Origin of the sequence: Bradyrhizobium sp. NAS80.1, from assembly GCF_001908205.1 — a bacterium.
In the GTDB taxonomy this organism is placed as follows: Bacteria; Pseudomonadota; Alphaproteobacteria; order Rhizobiales; family Xanthobacteraceae; genus Bradyrhizobium.
Window position 1 is genome coordinate 1 of record NZ_LGHL01000121.1, and the last position, 15,449, is coordinate 15,449.

17 protein-coding genes and 1 tRNA gene are annotated in these 15,449 nt (G+C 63.4%); 7 read left to right on the forward strand and 11 right to left on the reverse strand.

The window, feature by feature from the left end; genetic code table 11:
• Window positions 1-334: 334 nt before the first annotated feature.
• The 8 genes from AC629_RS25780 to AC629_RS25815 all read right to left on the reverse strand — a co-directional run bounded on the left by AC629_RS25780 (window position 335) and on the right by AC629_RS25815 (window position 7,529).
• Window positions 335-607: a BQ00720 family protein gene (locus AC629_RS25780; protein ID WP_084807737.1), complete on the reverse strand. Its 273-nt coding sequence runs from the start codon at window positions 605-607 to the stop codon at window positions 335-337.
• Between the two features lie 51 nt (window positions 608-658).
• Window positions 659-1,084: an Hsp20 family protein gene (locus AC629_RS25785; protein ID WP_074121854.1), complete on the reverse strand. Its 426-nt coding sequence runs from the start codon at window positions 1,082-1,084 to the stop codon at window positions 659-661.
• Window positions 1,085-1,301: 217 nt separating this feature from the next.
• On the reverse strand, window positions 1,302-2,390 hold the full coding sequence (locus AC629_RS25790; protein WP_084807738.1) for a sn-glycerol-3-phosphate import ATP-binding protein UgpC: 1,089 nt from the start codon (window positions 2,388-2,390) through the stop codon (window positions 1,302-1,304).
• A gap of 20 nt (window positions 2,391-2,410) precedes the next feature.
• Entirely contained in the window at window positions 2,411-3,259 is an 849-nt protein-coding gene (gene ugpE, locus AC629_RS25795) for a sn-glycerol-3-phosphate ABC transporter permease UgpE (protein ID WP_084807739.1), read from the reverse strand.
• Window positions 3,259-4,140, reverse strand: a complete 882-nt coding sequence (ugpA, locus tag AC629_RS25800; RefSeq protein ID WP_084807740.1) for a sn-glycerol-3-phosphate ABC transporter permease UgpA — start codon at window positions 4,138-4,140, stop codon at window positions 3,259-3,261. Before ugpA ends, ugpE begins: the two co-directional genes overlap by 1 nt.
• Window positions 4,141-4,187: 47 nt before the next feature.
• Window positions 4,188-5,504 (reverse strand): sn-glycerol-3-phosphate ABC transporter substrate-binding protein UgpB, encoded by a 1,317-nt coding sequence (gene ugpB, locus AC629_RS25805; protein ID WP_084807741.1) that lies wholly within the window; start codon window positions 5,502-5,504, stop codon window positions 4,188-4,190.
• 221 nt (window positions 5,505-5,725) lie between these two features.
• Window positions 5,726-6,931, reverse strand: a complete 1,206-nt coding sequence (locus AC629_RS25810; RefSeq protein ID WP_084807742.1) for a CaiB/BaiF CoA transferase family protein — start codon at window positions 6,929-6,931, stop codon at window positions 5,726-5,728.
• A gap of 172 nt (window positions 6,932-7,103) precedes the next feature.
• Complete coding sequence (locus AC629_RS25815; RefSeq protein ID WP_084807743.1) at window positions 7,104-7,529, reverse strand: organic hydroperoxide resistance protein; 426 nt, start codon at window positions 7,527-7,529, stop codon at window positions 7,104-7,106.
• Between the two features lie 155 nt (window positions 7,530-7,684).
• On the opposite strand from AC629_RS25815, the gene AC629_RS25820 reads away from it, so the two are divergent.
• Entirely contained in the window at window positions 7,685-8,143 is a 459-nt protein-coding gene (locus AC629_RS25820) for a MarR family winged helix-turn-helix transcriptional regulator (RefSeq protein WP_084807744.1), read from the forward strand.
• Between the two features lie 13 nt (window positions 8,144-8,156).
• On the opposite strand, the gene AC629_RS25825 is transcribed toward AC629_RS25820, so the two are convergent.
• From AC629_RS25825 to AC629_RS25835, 3 genes are all read right to left on the reverse strand, one after another.
• Entirely contained in the window at window positions 8,157-8,399 is a 243-nt protein-coding gene (locus AC629_RS25825) for a GIY-YIG nuclease family protein (RefSeq protein WP_084807745.1), read from the reverse strand.
• A gap of 139 nt (window positions 8,400-8,538) precedes the next feature.
• Window positions 8,539-8,614, reverse strand: a tRNA-Ala gene (locus AC629_RS25830).
• Between the two features lie 98 nt (window positions 8,615-8,712).
• Window positions 8,713-9,123: a TIGR02300 family protein gene (locus AC629_RS25835; protein ID WP_084807746.1), complete on the reverse strand. Its 411-nt coding sequence runs from the start codon at window positions 9,121-9,123 to the stop codon at window positions 8,713-8,715.
• Window positions 9,124-9,233: 110 nt separating this feature from the next.
• Here AC629_RS25835 and aroA point away from each other — a divergent pair, with 110 nt between their 5' ends.
• The 6 genes from aroA (at window position 9,234) to AC629_RS25865 (ending at window position 15,440) form a co-directional block, all read left to right on the forward strand.
• Window positions 9,234-10,631: a 3-phosphoshikimate 1-carboxyvinyltransferase gene (aroA, locus tag AC629_RS25840; RefSeq protein ID WP_084807747.1), complete on the forward strand. Its 1,398-nt coding sequence runs from the start codon at window positions 9,234-9,236 to the stop codon at window positions 10,629-10,631.
• Window positions 10,628-11,266, forward strand: a complete 639-nt coding sequence (gene cmk, locus AC629_RS25845) for a (d)CMP kinase (protein ID WP_074121867.1) — start codon at window positions 10,628-10,630, stop codon at window positions 11,264-11,266. Before aroA ends, cmk begins: the two co-directional genes overlap by 4 nt.
• A 267-nt stretch (window positions 11,267-11,533) precedes the next feature.
• On the forward strand, window positions 11,534-13,243 hold the full coding sequence (rpsA, locus tag AC629_RS25850) for a 30S ribosomal protein S1 (RefSeq protein ID WP_074121868.1): 1,710 nt from the start codon (window positions 11,534-11,536) through the stop codon (window positions 13,241-13,243).
• 273 nt (window positions 13,244-13,516) lie between these two features.
• Complete coding sequence (gene sppA, locus AC629_RS25855; RefSeq protein WP_084807748.1) at window positions 13,517-14,497, forward strand: signal peptide peptidase SppA; 981 nt, start codon at window positions 13,517-13,519, stop codon at window positions 14,495-14,497.
• A 173-nt stretch (window positions 14,498-14,670) separates the two neighbouring features.
• Window positions 14,671-14,976 (forward strand): integration host factor subunit beta, encoded by a 306-nt coding sequence (locus AC629_RS25860; RefSeq protein WP_008539997.1) that lies wholly within the window; start codon window positions 14,671-14,673, stop codon window positions 14,974-14,976.
• A 71-nt stretch (window positions 14,977-15,047) separates the two neighbouring features.
• Window positions 15,048-15,440 (forward strand): lipopolysaccharide assembly protein LapA domain-containing protein, encoded by a 393-nt coding sequence (locus tag AC629_RS25865; RefSeq protein WP_084807749.1) that lies wholly within the window; start codon window positions 15,048-15,050, stop codon window positions 15,438-15,440.
• The last annotated feature ends 9 nt before the right edge of the window (window positions 15,441-15,449 follow it).

Sequence of the window (15,449 nt, forward strand, 5' to 3'; positions counted from 1 at the left end):
CCATCGTCGATCTCATCCTGCGGCCGCGGGCTCAGCGGTGCCCGTACTGCAGAAGACAAATCCTTGAAAAGTCGCTGCACAAACAAGTTCTGCCAAAGTAGTGCTAGAACCCCTGCCAATGGCGAGTTTGCTTGCGCGGCCACTATGTCTCGACCAGCTGTGCTGGACATCTTGTCCACGATGAACGTGCTCGTCGTCGCGTTCGGACGTCCTTGATCACGTTCGGCTCGATCAGCCGGGCTGATTATACAGACAAACGCAAAACGGGCATGCTCTCGCACGAGAGCACGCCCGCTTGAAATTCGATTGCTGCGCTTGATCAGCGCGTGTCGCGTCAGTGCACGCTGACGGCTTGCAGCTCGTTGCTCCAGGCGTTGGCAATCGCGGCTTCGCGGCTGTCGGTCAGCATGATCGGCGTGCCGTCGGCGGCGTGGAGGGCGAACAGCTTGAGGCCCGGCGCGATTGTCGGCGCTTCGGGGAACAAGTCCGGCACGTCCTCGGAGCGAATCTGCTTCACATAGGCGATGTGGCCTTCGCCAAGGGTTGCCAGCGTCTCGGGCGAGACGTTCTTGGCTTCGTATTCGAACGCAACATGACCTTCACTCATGGTCTCGACTCCTGTCTCGAAACTAAGCGGTCGAGTCCGCTACTCGTTCCATTATTCGTGCTCATTGATAGCAATTGTCTTAACGATCCTTTCCGGTTCCGGCCGGGCGAGATCGATCGACAACAACCCGTTCTTCAGATCCGCCCCCAGCACCAGCATCCCCTCCGCCAGCACGAAGGTGCGCTGGAAGTGGCGCGCGGCGATGCCGCGATGGATGTATTGCCGGGTCTTGTCGTCGTGCTGCCGCCCGCGAATCACCAGCTGATTTTCCTCAATGGTTACATCGAGTTGGTCGCGGGTGAATCCGGCGACCGCCAGCGTGATGCGCAAGCGCTCGGGCTGGCCGTCCGAACGGTCGCACCTCTCGATATTGTAGGGAGGGTAGCCGTCGGCGCCTTTGACGACGCGATCGAGCACGCGCTCAATTTCGTCGAAGCCCAGAAGGAACGGACTGGAAAGCGTGGGAACACGAGACATAGTTTACAAAGTCCTCGCGGAAAGCGACTTTGGCATTTCAGGGCCCGGATCGGCGCCCCTTGGTCAACAATATGGTCATATCCCCGTGTGGGTTCAAGCACCTAGCCGGCGGGCTGTGGATGGGTGAGCCCGGGCTGCGGGCCGGCCGGAGGCCTGCCCCGGCTACTTTGCATGGGGTTGTTTTCGCGTTTTTTGTCTGGCGACCCGGCGGAACCGGTCAGGCCTCGATCCGCGTCCGCCCGTCGCCGCTGAAAAGGTGCAGCTTTTGGCGCACCGCGGCGACGCGGATCTTCTGGCCGATGGCCGGGGCCTCGGTTCCGGGAATGCGGACGATGACCTCGCCGGGCGGCAGCTCGCCCGGGGTGGCGGCAACGCGCTGCTCGTCGTGCTGGCGGGAACCGTAGACGAAGGTTTCGGCGCCGACGCGCTCGATCGCTTCGACGGTGAGCGGCAAGGCGACGCCGCTGTCCGGGGTCTGGTCGGTGATGACGAAGTCCTCGGGGCGGATGCCGAGGATGCCGGCGTCAGCCGCGCCGCTACCGGCGAGCTGCGATCGGATCTCCTCGGGGCGCGTCGACATCAGATTCATCGGCGGCGCGCCGATGAAGGACGCGACGAAGGTCGTCGCCGGCTTCTCATAGATCGCAAGGGGATTGCCGACCTGCTCGACCTGGCCGCCATTCATCACCACCAGGATATCGGCGAGCGTCATCGCCTCGAGCTGGTCGTGCGTGACGTAGATCGACGTCGTGTTGAGCCGGCGCTGCAATTTGCGGATCTCGACCCGCATTGCGATGCGCAGCTTGGCGTCGAGGTTCGACAGCGGCTCGTCGAACAGGAACACTTTCGGCTGGCGCACGATGGCGCGGCCCATGGCGACGCGCTGGCGCTGGCCGCCTGAGAGCTGGCGCGGCTTGCGCTCGAGCATCGACGAGAGCTCGAGCACGCGCGCGGCTTCCTCGACGCGGGTCTTGATCTCGGCTTCCGCCATGCCGCGGTTGCGCAGGCCGTAGGCCATGTTGTTGTAGACGCTCATATGCGGATAGAGCGCGTAGTTCTGGAACACCATCGCGATGTCGCGATCGGCGGGCTCGACCTGGTTGACGACGCGGCCGCCGATGTCGATCTCGCCGCCGGTGACGGTCTCGAGCCCCGCGACCATGCGCAGCAATGTCGATTTGCCGCAGCCGGACGGGCCAACCAGCACGCAGAACTGGCCGTCAGCGACGTCGACGTTGACGCCCTTGATGGCCTCGAAGCCGCCGGTATAGGTCTTGCGGACGTTGCGCAGGGTGACGTTAGCCATGAAAACTCACTTCCAAGAACCTACTTTTCCGTCTCGACCAGGCCGCGCACGAACAGCTTCTGCATGGCGACGACGACGAACACCGGCGGCAGCATCGCGAGCACGGCGGTTGCCATCACGATCGGCCATTCGGTCAGCGCGTCGGTGGTGGTGATCATCTTGCGGATGCCGATCTGGATGGTCTGCATGTCGTCGCGCGTGGTGATGAGCAGCGGCCAGAGATACTGATTCCAGCCGAGGATGAAGAGGATCACGAACAGCGCCGCCATGTTGGTGCGCGACAGCGGCAACAGCGTATCCCAGAAGAAGCGCAGGGGACCGGCGCCGTCGATGCGCGAGGCTTCCAAGAGCTCGTCCGGCACGGTCATGAAGAACTGTCGGAACAGAAGCGTTGCGGTGGCTGAGGCAATCAGCGGCAGGGCAAGGCCCGCATAGCTGTCGAGCATATGCAGGTCAGCGACGATCTTGTAGGTCGGATAGATGCGCACCTCGACCGGCAGCATCAACGTGATGAAGATGATCCAGAAGATCGACATCCGGAACGGAAATCGGAAATACACGATCGCATAGGCCGAGATGATCGAGATCGCGATCTTGCCGACGGCGATCGCCAGAGCCATCACCAGCGAGTTCAGCATCATGTTGCCGACCGGCTCGCGGGTCGAGCCGCTCGTGCCGACGAAGATGGTCTGGTAGTAGACCTCGAAGAAATGGCCGCCCGGCAGCAGCGACATCTGCCCGTTCGCGATCAGCGCGTTGTCCTGGGTCGACGCGACGATCGCGATGTAGACGGGGAACGCGACGATCGCGATCCCGATCCAGAGGATGACGTGGGCGATGTAGCGTCGAAAGCCCTCTTGCTCGACCATCAGTAGGTCACCTTGCGTTCGACGAAGCGGAACTGGATTCCCGTCAGCACGATGACCATGATCATCAGGATCACCGATTGCGCCGCGGAGCTGCCGAGATTGCCGCCGAGCAGACCGTCGGTATAGACCTTGTAGACCAGCGTGACCGTCGACGTTCCCGGACCGCCGCGGGTCATGGTGTCGATGATGCCGAACGTGTCGAAGAAGGCGTAGACGATGTTGACGACCAGCAGGAAGAAGATGGTCGGCGACAGCAGCGGGAAGGTCACGGTCCAGAACCGCCGCATCGGGCGCGCGCCGTCGATCGCGGCGGCTTCGAACACGCTTCTGGGGATGGCCTGAAGGCCGGCGAGGAAGAACAGGAAATTATAGGAGATCTGCTTCCAGGCGGCGGCGAGGATGACCAGCGCTGCGGCCTGATTGCCGTCGAGCAGCGGATTCCAGTCGATGCCCATCGCTCGCAAATAGCGTGAGAGCACACCGAGTGAAGGATGCAGCATGAAGATCCAGAGCACGCCGACGACCGGCGGCGCGACCGCATAGGGCCAGATCAGCAGCGTGCGGTAGAGCATCGAGCCGCGCAGGGGCTTGTCCGCCATCACAGCGAGCAGCAGCGCGAAGGACAGCGAGGAGACCGCGATCGCGAACGAGAAGAAGAAGGTCCGGACGATCGCCTCGAAATAAGCAGGGTCCTTGAACAGCTCGATGTAATTATCGAACCAGACAAAGGTGCTCGAGAGACCGAAGGCGTCCTGGAGCAGGAAGGACTGGATGACTGCCTGCAAGGCAGGCCAGTAGAAGAAAATCAGGACGATCGCGAGTTGCGGGGCAACCAGCGCGTAGGGCAGCAGCTTTGATTGGAAAATGGCCTGCTTTTGCATGATGTCAGGTGAGCGGCAGGCCGGTTCGCGGCCTGCCGCTCATCGTCTCACTTGACGGCGGTCTTTTCGAACTGCCGCAGCATCGTGTTGCCGCGTTCGACGGCGGCGTCGAGCGCCTGCTTGGCGGTCTTCTTGCCGGCGAGCGCCTGCTCGATCTCTTCCGACCAGACGTCACGCAGCTGAACCATGTTGCCGAGGCGCAGGCCGCGCGAATTCTCGGTTGGCTCCTTGTTGGTCAGCTCGAGCAGCGGGGTCTCGAGATAGGGCTGATCCTTGTAGAAGCCCTCTTCCTTTGCCTTGGCGTAGGCCGCCTTGGTGATCGGCAAGTAGCCCGAGGCCTTGTGGATGTACACTTGGCGATCGGTGTCCGAGAGGAAGGTCAGGAACTTCGCGACGCCCTTGTATTCGTCGGCCGACTTGCCGCCCATGACCCAGAGCGAAGCGCCGCCGATGATCGAGTTCTGCGGTGCGCCCTTGACGTCCGGATAGTAGGGCATCGGCACGGCGTTGAAGGCGAACTTGGCCTGCGCCTTGACGTTGCCGAAGAAGGCCGACGAGGTCAGGTAGATCGGGCACTCACCCGAGGTGAAGCGGCCTTCGCCGGTGTTGGTGCGGCCTGCGTAGTCGTAGGTCTTGTCCTTCTGCAACTCGACCAGCTTCTCGAGATGCTTGACCTGGAGCGGACCGTTGAACTCGAGCTTGGTGTCGAAGCCGTCGAGGCCGTTGGCCTTGGTCGAGAGCGGCACGTTGTGCCAGGCGGAGAGCTGCTCGAGATTGACCCAGGTGACCCAGGAGCCGGAGAAGCCGCAGGTCGGATGGCCGTTGTCGTGGAGCTTCTTGGCGGCCGCGAACGTCTCGGGCCAGGTCTTCGGGATCTCGACGTTGGCCTTCTTGAGCTCGTCGAGGTTGACCCACATGACGGTCGACGACGAGTTGAAGGGGAAGGACAGCATCTCGCCCTTCGAGGTCGAGTAGTAACCGGTGATCGCGGGCAGATAGGCCTTCGGATCGAACTTCTCGCCGGTCTCGGCCATCAGCTTGTAGACGGGCTTCACGGCGCCGGTCGCGGCCATCATGGTCGCGGTGCCGACTTCGAACACCTGCATGATGTGCGGGGCGTTGCCGGCGCGGAAGGCCGCGATGCCGGCGTTCATCGTGTCGGCGTAGTTGCCCTTGTAGGTCGGGATGACCTTGTAGTCGGTCTGCGACGCGTTGAAGTCGTTCGCGAGCTTGACGATGACGTCGTTGTTGGCGCCGGTCATCGCGTGCCACCACTGGATCTCGGTCACGGCCAGCGCCGGCGAAGCCGTCATGCCAACCGTTACTGCAACAGCGGCAGCCACCCCAAAGTGTCGAAGAGCCATCAAATAAACCTCCGTTGGCCGTCAAAAAGAAGCGCTTGCGCTAGCAGCGCCATATGACGTTCACATGACTGTGTAAGCGGGAGAAACGAAAGCAGCAAGCGCTGCTAAATGGGAAGTCGTCAATTAGGCGAAGGCCCCGCGGGCAGCCTCCTCCGTTCGCGGTGCACATGCGTGCCCGCGCCGCAGTGCGGCATTACCGTCGGATGTGGAAGGCGAGGGCCCTAGCGCTTGCGCTCGGGCCCGCAGACCGTACCCTTCTCGACCATCGCGTCGATCTCGGCCTTGGAGTACCCGAACTCGCCCAGCACCTCCTGGGAGTGCTGGCTGAATTTCGGCGGCAGGCGGCGCAGGCTCGGCTTGCTGCGATCGAGCCGGATCGGCGAGGCCACGCCCTTGTACCAATCCTTCTCGATAATATCGCCACGATAGATCGTGTGCGGGTTCGTCAACGCCTGGTCGATCTTCTGCACGGGGCCCGCGGGCAGGCCCGCCGCAAGCAGGCGATTGCACAGCGGCTCGGCCTCGTGCTGGCTGAACACGGCGGCGAGTTCGGCGCGCAGCGCCTCGCGATTGGCGATGCGGTCCTTGTTGCGGGCAAAGCGCGGGTCGGTGCCGAGCTCCGGCTTGCCGATCTCCTTGGCGAGCTTGCGGAAGGTGCCGTCATTGCCGACGCCGATGAAGATGTTGTCGGTCTTGGTCGGGAAGATCGCGTAAGGCACGAGGTTCGGATGCTCGTTGCCGGTCAGGCTCGGCGGTTTGCCATGCATGAAATAGTTCGCGGTGTGCGGATGCATGATGGCAAGGCCGGTTTCGTACAGCGTCGTTTCCAGGAATTGCCCCTTGCCCGAGCGCTGCCGTTCCGACAGCGCCATCAGGATGCCGATCGCCGCGTAGAGGCCGGTGGTGATGTCGACCAGCGGTACGCCGATCCGCATCGGCCCGCTCTCGGGCGAGCCGGTCGCGGCGATCATGCCAGTCATCGCCTGGATGATCGCGTCATAGCCGGGATTGCCGCCGCGCGGACCGTCGGCGCCGAAGCCGCAGATCCGGCAATGCACGAGGCGCGGAAACTTTTCGCGCAGCACCTCGTTGCCGATGCCCCATTTCTCCAGCGTGCCCGGCTTGAAATTCTCGATCAGGACGTCGGCGGTCTCCAGCATCTTCAGCAGCACGACGCGGCCGCCCTCGGAGGCGAGGTCGAGGCCGATCGAACGCTTGTTGCGGTTGATGCCGATGAAGTAGGCCGCGTCTTCCTCGTGGAAGGGAGGGCCCCAGTCGCGCACCTCGTCGCCGGCGGGTGGCTCGACCTTGATCACGTCGGCGCCGTGGTCGGCGAGGATCTGGGTGCAGTAGGGCCCGCCGAGCACGCGCGTGAGATCGATGACGCGCAGTCCGCTCATTGCGCCCAAAACGGCTTCAGAACTCATGCCTTCGCTTCCCCTGTGTCGATCGTTGATCACAGGCCTAGCGAGGTTTGCAAACGCCAGCAATGGCTTGTTGCGTGGGGTGTCATGCAGCGCGGGCTGCAATCCCGCTGCATGGCAAATCAATAAGCGGCCGGCCCGAGGGGGATCTCGGGCCGGCCAATCCACCTGGGGATCAGACGACCGTCAGGCGAACGTCAACATTGCCGCGGGTGGCATTGGAATAGGGGCACACCTGGTGCGCCTTCTCGACCAGCGCCTCGGCGTCTGCGCGGGCAAGGCCCGGCAGCGAGACGGCAAGATCGATGTCGAGACCGAAGCCGCCGGCCGCGCGCGGGCCGATGCCGACCGTCGAGGTGACGGAGGCGTCAGCCGGAACCTTCGGGCCGCCCTGCGAAGCCACGAACTTCATCGCGCCGATGAAGCAGGCGGCATAGCCGGCCGCAAACAGCTGCTCGGGATTGTTGCCAGCGCCGCCTCCGCCGCCGAGCTCCTTCGGCGTGGTGAGCTTGACGTCAAACGCGCCGTCGAGGGTTGCCGCATGGCCGTCGCGGCCGCCGGTTGCCTTGGCGCTGGTCTTGTAGAGGACGTTTACGGACATTGTCGGTCTCCTTAGGTCTTCGGGTTGGGGTGCGACCTGTATCGCAAACAATTAGATTGTGCGCAATTGAAATTGCGAAGCCTCACATTTAATTGTTCGCAATTGAATGTACCGCCGACCGGCCCCAGAATGGGGGACATCGCGTGAGATTCTCTATGCCTCGGAAATTATCGGCGGTGGACCCGCTTCGCCTCGACAACCAGATCTGCTTCGCGGTCTATTCCGCCACACATGCCTTCAACCGCGTCTACAAGCCGTTGCTCGACCGGCTCGGCCTGACCTATCCGCAATATCTGGTGATGCTAGTGCTGTGGGAGCGCGACGACGTGCCGGTCAAGGACATCGGCGAGAAGCTGTTTCTGGATTCCGGCACGCTGACCCCGCTGCTCAAGCGGCTCGAAGCAGCTCACCTCGTCAAGCGCACGCGCTCGAGCGAGGACGAGCGCCAGGTGCTGATCGCGCTGACGCCCCAGGGCCATGCGCTGAAGGAGAAAGCGCGCAGCGTCCCGCAATCGATCCTGGCGGCGTCGGACTGCTCGGTTCCTGAGCTGGTCGCGATGAAGGACGAAATCGTCGCGCTGCGCGATAGGCTTAATGCGGTGATCGGGGAGTAGAGGGCTTGCTCGCTTAGGCCAGCCGCTTCTTCGTGAAGGCGCGGCCGGAGTGAGACGTCAGGTACGCCTCAAACGCGAGCGCTTTGTGTTTGTCCGGGAACGCACAGTACCAGATCAGCTTCCAAGGCTTGAACTTGGCAGTATGGCTGGATTTGCCGGCATTGTGTTCCGGAAGCCGCCGCTTCAAATCTTCCGTAGCCCCAACGTATTCCTGCTCGGGAAATTCGATGCTGCGAAGGATGTAGACGTACCACATTAATGGCTATCGCCTGGGCAGTCGTCAGTTGGGGGGGGAACTCGTCAGTCCGTCTTCGCCCTACGGGCTTCGCCGGACACCACGCTTCGCCCTTCAGGCTCTGCGCGGCTGCGCCACGCGCAGCCTGAAGGGCGAAGCGTGGTGGAGCCAGGCGGGATCGAACCGCCGACCTCTTGCATGCCATGCAAGCGCTCTCCCAGCTGAGCTATGGCCCCTTTAGTCTTCCAGTGGGACGATCCCAGAGGATCCGTCCCGACCGGCGAGTCCTAGGCGACTCGCGCGGTGCACCCTTTTTCACAGATCGGGACTGATCTCAAGTCTCTTCATCACCTCCGACATCACCAATGATGTCGGTTACGTCCTCATCGCCCTCTTCTTCGTCGGCGATGAAGGTCGAATCGTCGTCATCGTCGTCGTCCAGGGTTTCGTCGACCTCGATATCGTCCTCCGACTCAGGCACGACGGCCTTGACCTTGCCGGTGTTCTCTTCGGCATCGGCCTCCTCGAGCGAGACCAATTCCTCGGACTCGGCCGGCTCCGGCGCGGTGTCCTGGGCCATGCTGCGGGAATCGGCGCCGCCACGGGTCGCGCGTGCGGGCGCCACCGGGGCAATCGGCACCACTTCGCCGGTATAGGGCGAAATCACCGGATTCTTGTTGAGGTCATAGAATTTCTTGCCCGTGGTCGGGCAAATACGTTTGGTTCCGAGTTCGGACTTGGCCACGGCAGGAATCCTGGGAATGTCTGAAAAGCGGTGCTTCACTTGGCTAGTTGGCGGCCCGCTGTCAATAGCGCATTACAAGAGAAAGACATGCTCGTGACGGGGCGCGGACCATGTGGTACCTGCCCCCAGCCCCCAAGGAAGCATCCAGGGGCGCATCCAAGGACACAATCTTGACCCATTCCGACCAACCGAGGCCGCTTCAGTCTCGCGCCAGCGGTCCCCTGACCGGGAAAGCACGGGTGCCCGGGGACAAGTCCATCTCCCACCGCGCCCTCATCCTGGGCGCGCTTGCGGTCGGCGAGACCAGGATTACGGGCCTGCTGGAGGGCGAAGACGTCATCAACACCGCCAAATCCATGCAGGCGCTGGGTGCTACGGTTGAACGCACCGGGGATTTTGCCTGGAAGGTGCGGGGTGTGGGCGTCGCGGGCTTCGCCCAGCCCAAGGCAGCGCTGGATTTCGGCAACTCCGGCACTGGCTGCCGGCTCGTCATGGGCGCAGTCGCGGGCTGTCCGATCTCGGCGGTGTTTGATGGCGACGCCTCGCTGCGCAGCCGTCCCATGCGCCGGATCCTCGATCCCCTCGAAAAGATGGGCGCCAGGGTGGTGTCCGGCGGCGAGGGCGGCCGTCTGCCGATGACCGTCCAGGGCGCGCGCGATCCGCTGCCGATCACGTACAAGACCCCGGTCGCTTCGGCCCAGATCAAATCGGCCGTGCTGCTGGCGGGCCTGTCCGCGCCGGGCGCAACGACCGTCATAGAGACCGAGGCCAGCCGCGACCACACCGAGCTGATGCTGAAGCATTTTGGCGCCGACATCACCTCCACGCCGGAAGGCCAGCACGGCCGCCGCATCACGCTTGTGGGCCAGCCTGAGCTGCATGGCGCCACCGTTGTGGTGCCCGCCGATCCGTCCTCGGCGGCGTTCCCCATTGTTGCGGCGCTGATCGTCGAGGGCTCCGATATCGTACTGCCTGACGTCATGACCAATCCGCTGCGTACCGGCCTGTTGACCACGCTGCGCGACATGGGCGCCTCCATCGAGGAGAGCGACGTTCGCGGCGACGCCGGCGAGCCGATGGCGCAGCTGCGCGTGCGCGCCTCGAAACTGCGTGGCGTCGAAGTGCCGCCGGAGCGCGCGCCCTCGATGATCGACGAATATCTGGTGCTGGCAGTGGCGGCCTCTTTCGCCGAAGGCACGACGATCATGCGTGGCCTGCAGGAGCTGCGCGTGAAGGAATCCGACCGGCTCGAAGCCACCGCCGACATGCTGCGCGTTAATGGCGTCAAGGTCGAGGTGTCCGGTGACGACCTGATCGTCGAAGGCCGGGGCCATGTTCCCGGCGGCGGCGTTGTGGCCACGCACATGGACCATCGTATCGCGATGTCGGCGCTGGCGATGGGCTGTGCGTCCGACCAGCCCGTCACCATCGACGATACCGCCTTCATCGCCACCAGCTTCCCGGACTTCATTCCGATGATGCGTTCCCTAGGGGCCGAGTTTTCATGATCATCGCCATCGACGGACCGGCGGCTTCCGGCAAGGGCACGCTCGGCAAGCGGCTCGCGCATCATTACGGCTACCGCCATCTCGATACCGGTGTGATCTATCGTGCCGTGGCTTACGCCCTGACGCAGTCCGGTCATGATCTCCGCGACGAGGCGGCGGCGGTCGCGGCGGCGCTGGAGCTCGATCCCGAAAAGTTCGGCAATCCCGCTCTGAAGACCCAGAAGGTCGGCGAGGGCGCCTCCATCGTCTCGGCGATCCCCAGGGTTCGTGAGGTCCTGGTCAATTTCCAGCGGCAATTCGCCGCCGATCCGCCGGGGGCGGTGCTGGACGGCCGGGACATTGGAACCGTGATCTGCCCAGATGCCGACGTGAAGATTTTCGTCGTCGCAGACCCGAAGGTCCGCGCGCGCCGCCGCACCATGGAGGCCAAGGCGAGGGGCGAGGAGGCGGACGAGGCGGCTGTGCTCGCCGACATCCTCCAGCGCGACGAACGCGACAAGAACCGGCCGATTGCGCCTTTAAAACCGGCCCCGGATGCTTACTTGCTAGATAACTCTCAACTGGATATAGAAGGCGGAGTCCGGGCCGCCATCGACATTATCGAGGCTGTCCGAGCGGGCCGGTCGCGGGGTTAAGCCGCAGCCGTCATTGGAGGAAGCGCCCGCTCCCGCTCTTTGAGGTCGATACTCTCGGTCCCTGTTTCGGGGCCGGCGCGATCCAGGCTCCGGACAAAAGATTTCCACGTATCGAACGCGCGGGCCTCAGCCGGCCCGCCTCCGCTGTTCCGGTCGCTGGCCGGGGCAACGAGCGGTCGCTCGAAGGTTTTGCGGACCTTCCGACACTGCGCGTGCGATGCGCCCTTGAACCCAACGGCCGGCAAGACATCCGCAACTGGAGAACATATGGCTTCGACTTCTGCTAATACCTATAGCCCGTCGCGTGACGATTTCGCCGCGATGCTCGACGAGTCCTTCGCAGGTGGCAACCTGCAGGAAAGCTCCGTCGTCAAGGGCAAGGTGGTTGCAATTGAAAAGGACATGGCCGTCATCGACGTCGGCCTGAAGACCGAGGGCCGCGTCGCGCTGCGCGAATTTTCCGGCCCCGGCCGTGAAAGCGATCTCAAGGTCGGCGACGAGGTGGAAGTGTTCCTCGATCGCATCGAAAACGCCCTCGGCGAAGCCGTGCTGTCGCGCGACAAGGCGCGCCGCGAAGAGAGCTGGGGCAAGCTCGAGAAGGCGTTCCAGAACAACGAGAAGGTCAACGGCGTCATCTTCAACCAGGTCAAGGGCGGCTTCACCGTCGACCTCGACGGTGCCGTGGCCTTCCTGCCGCGCTCGCAGGTCGACATCCGTCCGATCCGCGACGTCGCGCCGCTGATGAACAACTCGCAGCCGTTCCAGATCCTCAAGATGGATCGCCGCCGCGGCAACATCGTCGTCTCCCGCCGCACCGTGCTGGAAGAGACCCGCGCCGAGCAGCGTCAGGAGCTGGTGCAGAACCTCGAAGAGGGTCAGGTCATCGACGGCGTGGTCAAGAACATCACTGACTACGGTGCGTTCGTTGATCTCGGCGGCATCGACGGCCTGCTGCACGTCACCGATATCGCGTGGCGCCGCGTCAACCACCCGACCGAGGTGCTCTCGATCGGTCAGACCGTGAAGGTCAAGATCATCAAGATCAACCACGAGACGCACCGCATCTCGCTGGGCATGAAGCAGCTGCTGGACGATCCGTGGCAGGGCATCGAAGCCAAGTACCCGCTGGGTGCCCGCTTCACCGGCCGCGTCACCAACATCACCGACTACGGTGCGTTCGTCGAGCTCGAGCCGGGCATCGAAGGCCTGATCCACGTCTCCGAGATGTCGTGGACCAAGAAGAACATGCACCCCGGCAAGATCGTCTCGACCTCGCAGGAAGTCGAAGTGCAGGTGCTGGAAGTCGATTCCGTCAAGCGCCGCATCTCGCTCGGCCTCAAGCAGACCATGCGCAACCCCTGGGAGGTCTTCGTCGAAGGTCACCCGACCGGTTCGGTGGTCGAGGGCGAGGTCAAGAACAAGACCGAGTTCGGTCTGTTCCTGGGTCTCGAGGGCGACGTCGACGGCATGGTCCATCTCTCCGATCTCGACTGGAAACTTCCGGGCGAGCAGGTGATCGACAACTACAAGAAGGGCGACATGGTGAAGGCCGTGGTGCTCGATGTGGACGTCGAGAAGGAGCGTATCTCGCTCGGCATCAAGCAGCTCGAAGGCGACCCCTTCGCCGAGCCGGGCGATGTCAAGAAGGGCGCGGTCGTGACCTGCGAAGTGCTCGAAGTGAAGGAAAGCGGCATCGAGGTGAAGATATCCGGTACCGACTTCTCGACCTTCATCAAGCGCTCGGAGCTCGCGCGTGACCGCAACGACCAGCGCGCCGAACGCTTTGCTGTCGGCGAGAAGGTCGATGCCCGCGTGATCCAGTTCGACAAGAAGGCCCGCAAGGTCCAGGTGTCGATCAAGGCGCTCGAAGTCGCCGAAGAGAAGGAAGCCATCGCGCAGTACGGCTCCTCCGATTCGGGTGCGACGCTCGGCGACATCCTCGGCACCGCGCTCAAGAACCGCGGCGAGAACAAGTAAGCGAAGCGCCTGTTTCGCAAAGCATCAAAGCCCCGGCGCGAGCCGGGGCTTTTTTGTTGCTGCATACTTCGCCGTCGTCCCGGACAAGCGCAGCGAAGCGGAGCACCTCCCCGCGTTCGCGGGGACGACGAATGAGTGTGTGGCGATGCCTCAGGCCCGCACCAGGGCGAGCCTTGTTTTCTTCAAATTGCGCCGCAATTGATGTATCCAGATAAGCCAATGGTCACGCTGTGACGGCACAACGCGCCTGGCCTTTCATTTGGAGATATTTCGATGTCGCTCGATTCGGACATCATCGTCGATCGCCGCAGGATCCGCCGCAAGCTGACGTTCTGGCGCGTCATGGCTGCGCTGATCGCGATCGCGGCGATTGCGGGTTTCGCGCTGGTCGCGACACCCGGTGCGCGCGGCACGTTCGCATCCGCCGGCTCGATCGCGCGGGTCCAGATCGATGGCCTGATCCGCAGCGACTCTGAGCGCACACAGGCGCTGGAGCGGCTGGAGAACTCGAAGGCCGCCGCGGTCATCGTTCACATCAACTCGCCGGGCGGAACCACCGCCGGCTCCGAGCAGCTCTACGATTCGTTGACGCGGCTGAAGGCCAAGAAGCCGCTCGTCGTTGTGGTCGAAGGCCTCGCCGCCTCCGGCGGCTACATCACCGCGATCGCAAGCGACCACATCATCGCCCAGCAGAGCTCGCTGGTCGGTTCGATCGGCGTGCTGTTCCAGATTCCGAACGTGGCTGAGCTTCTGAAGACCATCGGCGTCAAGGTCGAGGAGGTGAAGTCCACGCCCCTGAAGGCCGCGCCCAACGGTTTTGAGCCGACCAGCCCCGAGGCGCGGGCCGCGCTCGATGCGCTGGTGAAGGATTCCTACGCCTGGTTCAGGGGACTGGTGAAGGAACGGCGTGGCATGGATGACACGCAGCTGGAAAAAGTCGCGGATGGCCGCGTCTTCACAGGGCGCCAGGCGATCGATCTCAAGCTGATCGATCAGCTTGGCGACGAGAAGACGGCGGTGACCTGGCTCGAGGAGCAAAAGGGCGTCAAGAAGGGCCTCACCGTCCGCGATTACAGGCTCCAGCCCCGGTTTGGCGACCTGCCGTTCCTCAGGACGGCCGTCGCCGTGACGCTGGAAGCGCTTGGTTTAGGCTCGATTGCGCATCAGATCGGGCAAACCGGCGTTGCGCAGGCGGTCGACCGCTTCGGAATGGATGGAATGCTGGCCTTGTGGCAGCCGGCGACGTCAAATTAAGCGGGATCGGGCGAGCCCTCCGAGGCTTTTCCCGTCAGACGGGTATGGGGGCAGCCTGCTTTTTCGGCATTTGTCACGGATTTTCGCGACGCTCAATCTTGATTTAGCGTCTTGACAGATCACGGTATTTTCACGGAAATGGTCATCCGCACGCTCCCGGGTCCTATCTCTCGATGATCAAATCCGAACTTGTTCAGCGTATCGCCGAGCACAACCCGCATCTGTACCAGCGGGATGTCGAGAACATTGTGAATGCGATTCTCGAAGAGATCGTAGCGGCTCTCGCGCGCGGCGATCGCGTCGAGTTGCGCGGCTTCGGTGCTTTCTCGGTGAAGCATCGCCCTGCGCGCGCCGGCCGCAATCCGCGCACCGGCGCTCATGTGCCGGTCGACCAGAAGAGCGTTCCGTTCTTCAAAACCGGCAAGGAAATGCGCGAGCGGCTGAACCGCGACCATCCGGATCCCGGCGCGGCTGACTGAGGCCATCGTCACGGTTTTCCGCGGCCGCTTGGGATGCGGCCGGAAGCTTGATTCAAGGCGAGCGAAGCGAGATGCGAAAGTTTCTGACCGCGCTGATCTTGATTCCGCTGGGCCTGATTTTGGTCGACTTCGCGGTCGCTAACCACCATCTCATCACGGTCTCGTTTGATCCCTTGGATTCGGCCGATCGGGCGCTCTCCGTCACGCTGCCGTTGTTCGTGGTCCTGATCCTGGTGGCGGTCCTGGGCGTTCTGGCCGGCGGCTGTGCCGTCTGGTTCGGCCAGCGGCATTGGCGGCGGGCGGCGCGTCGGCACGAGGCGGACGCACGCGCAGTCCGGGCGGAATTGGCCGATCTGCGGGCCCAGATGGCCGCAGGGAAACCCGAGCCTCGGAGCCTCCCGGTCCCCTCCGGGGTAGGCCTTTACGGGCCCATCGGGCGAGACAAGCAGCGCGCGACGTTGTAGAAGCGGCCG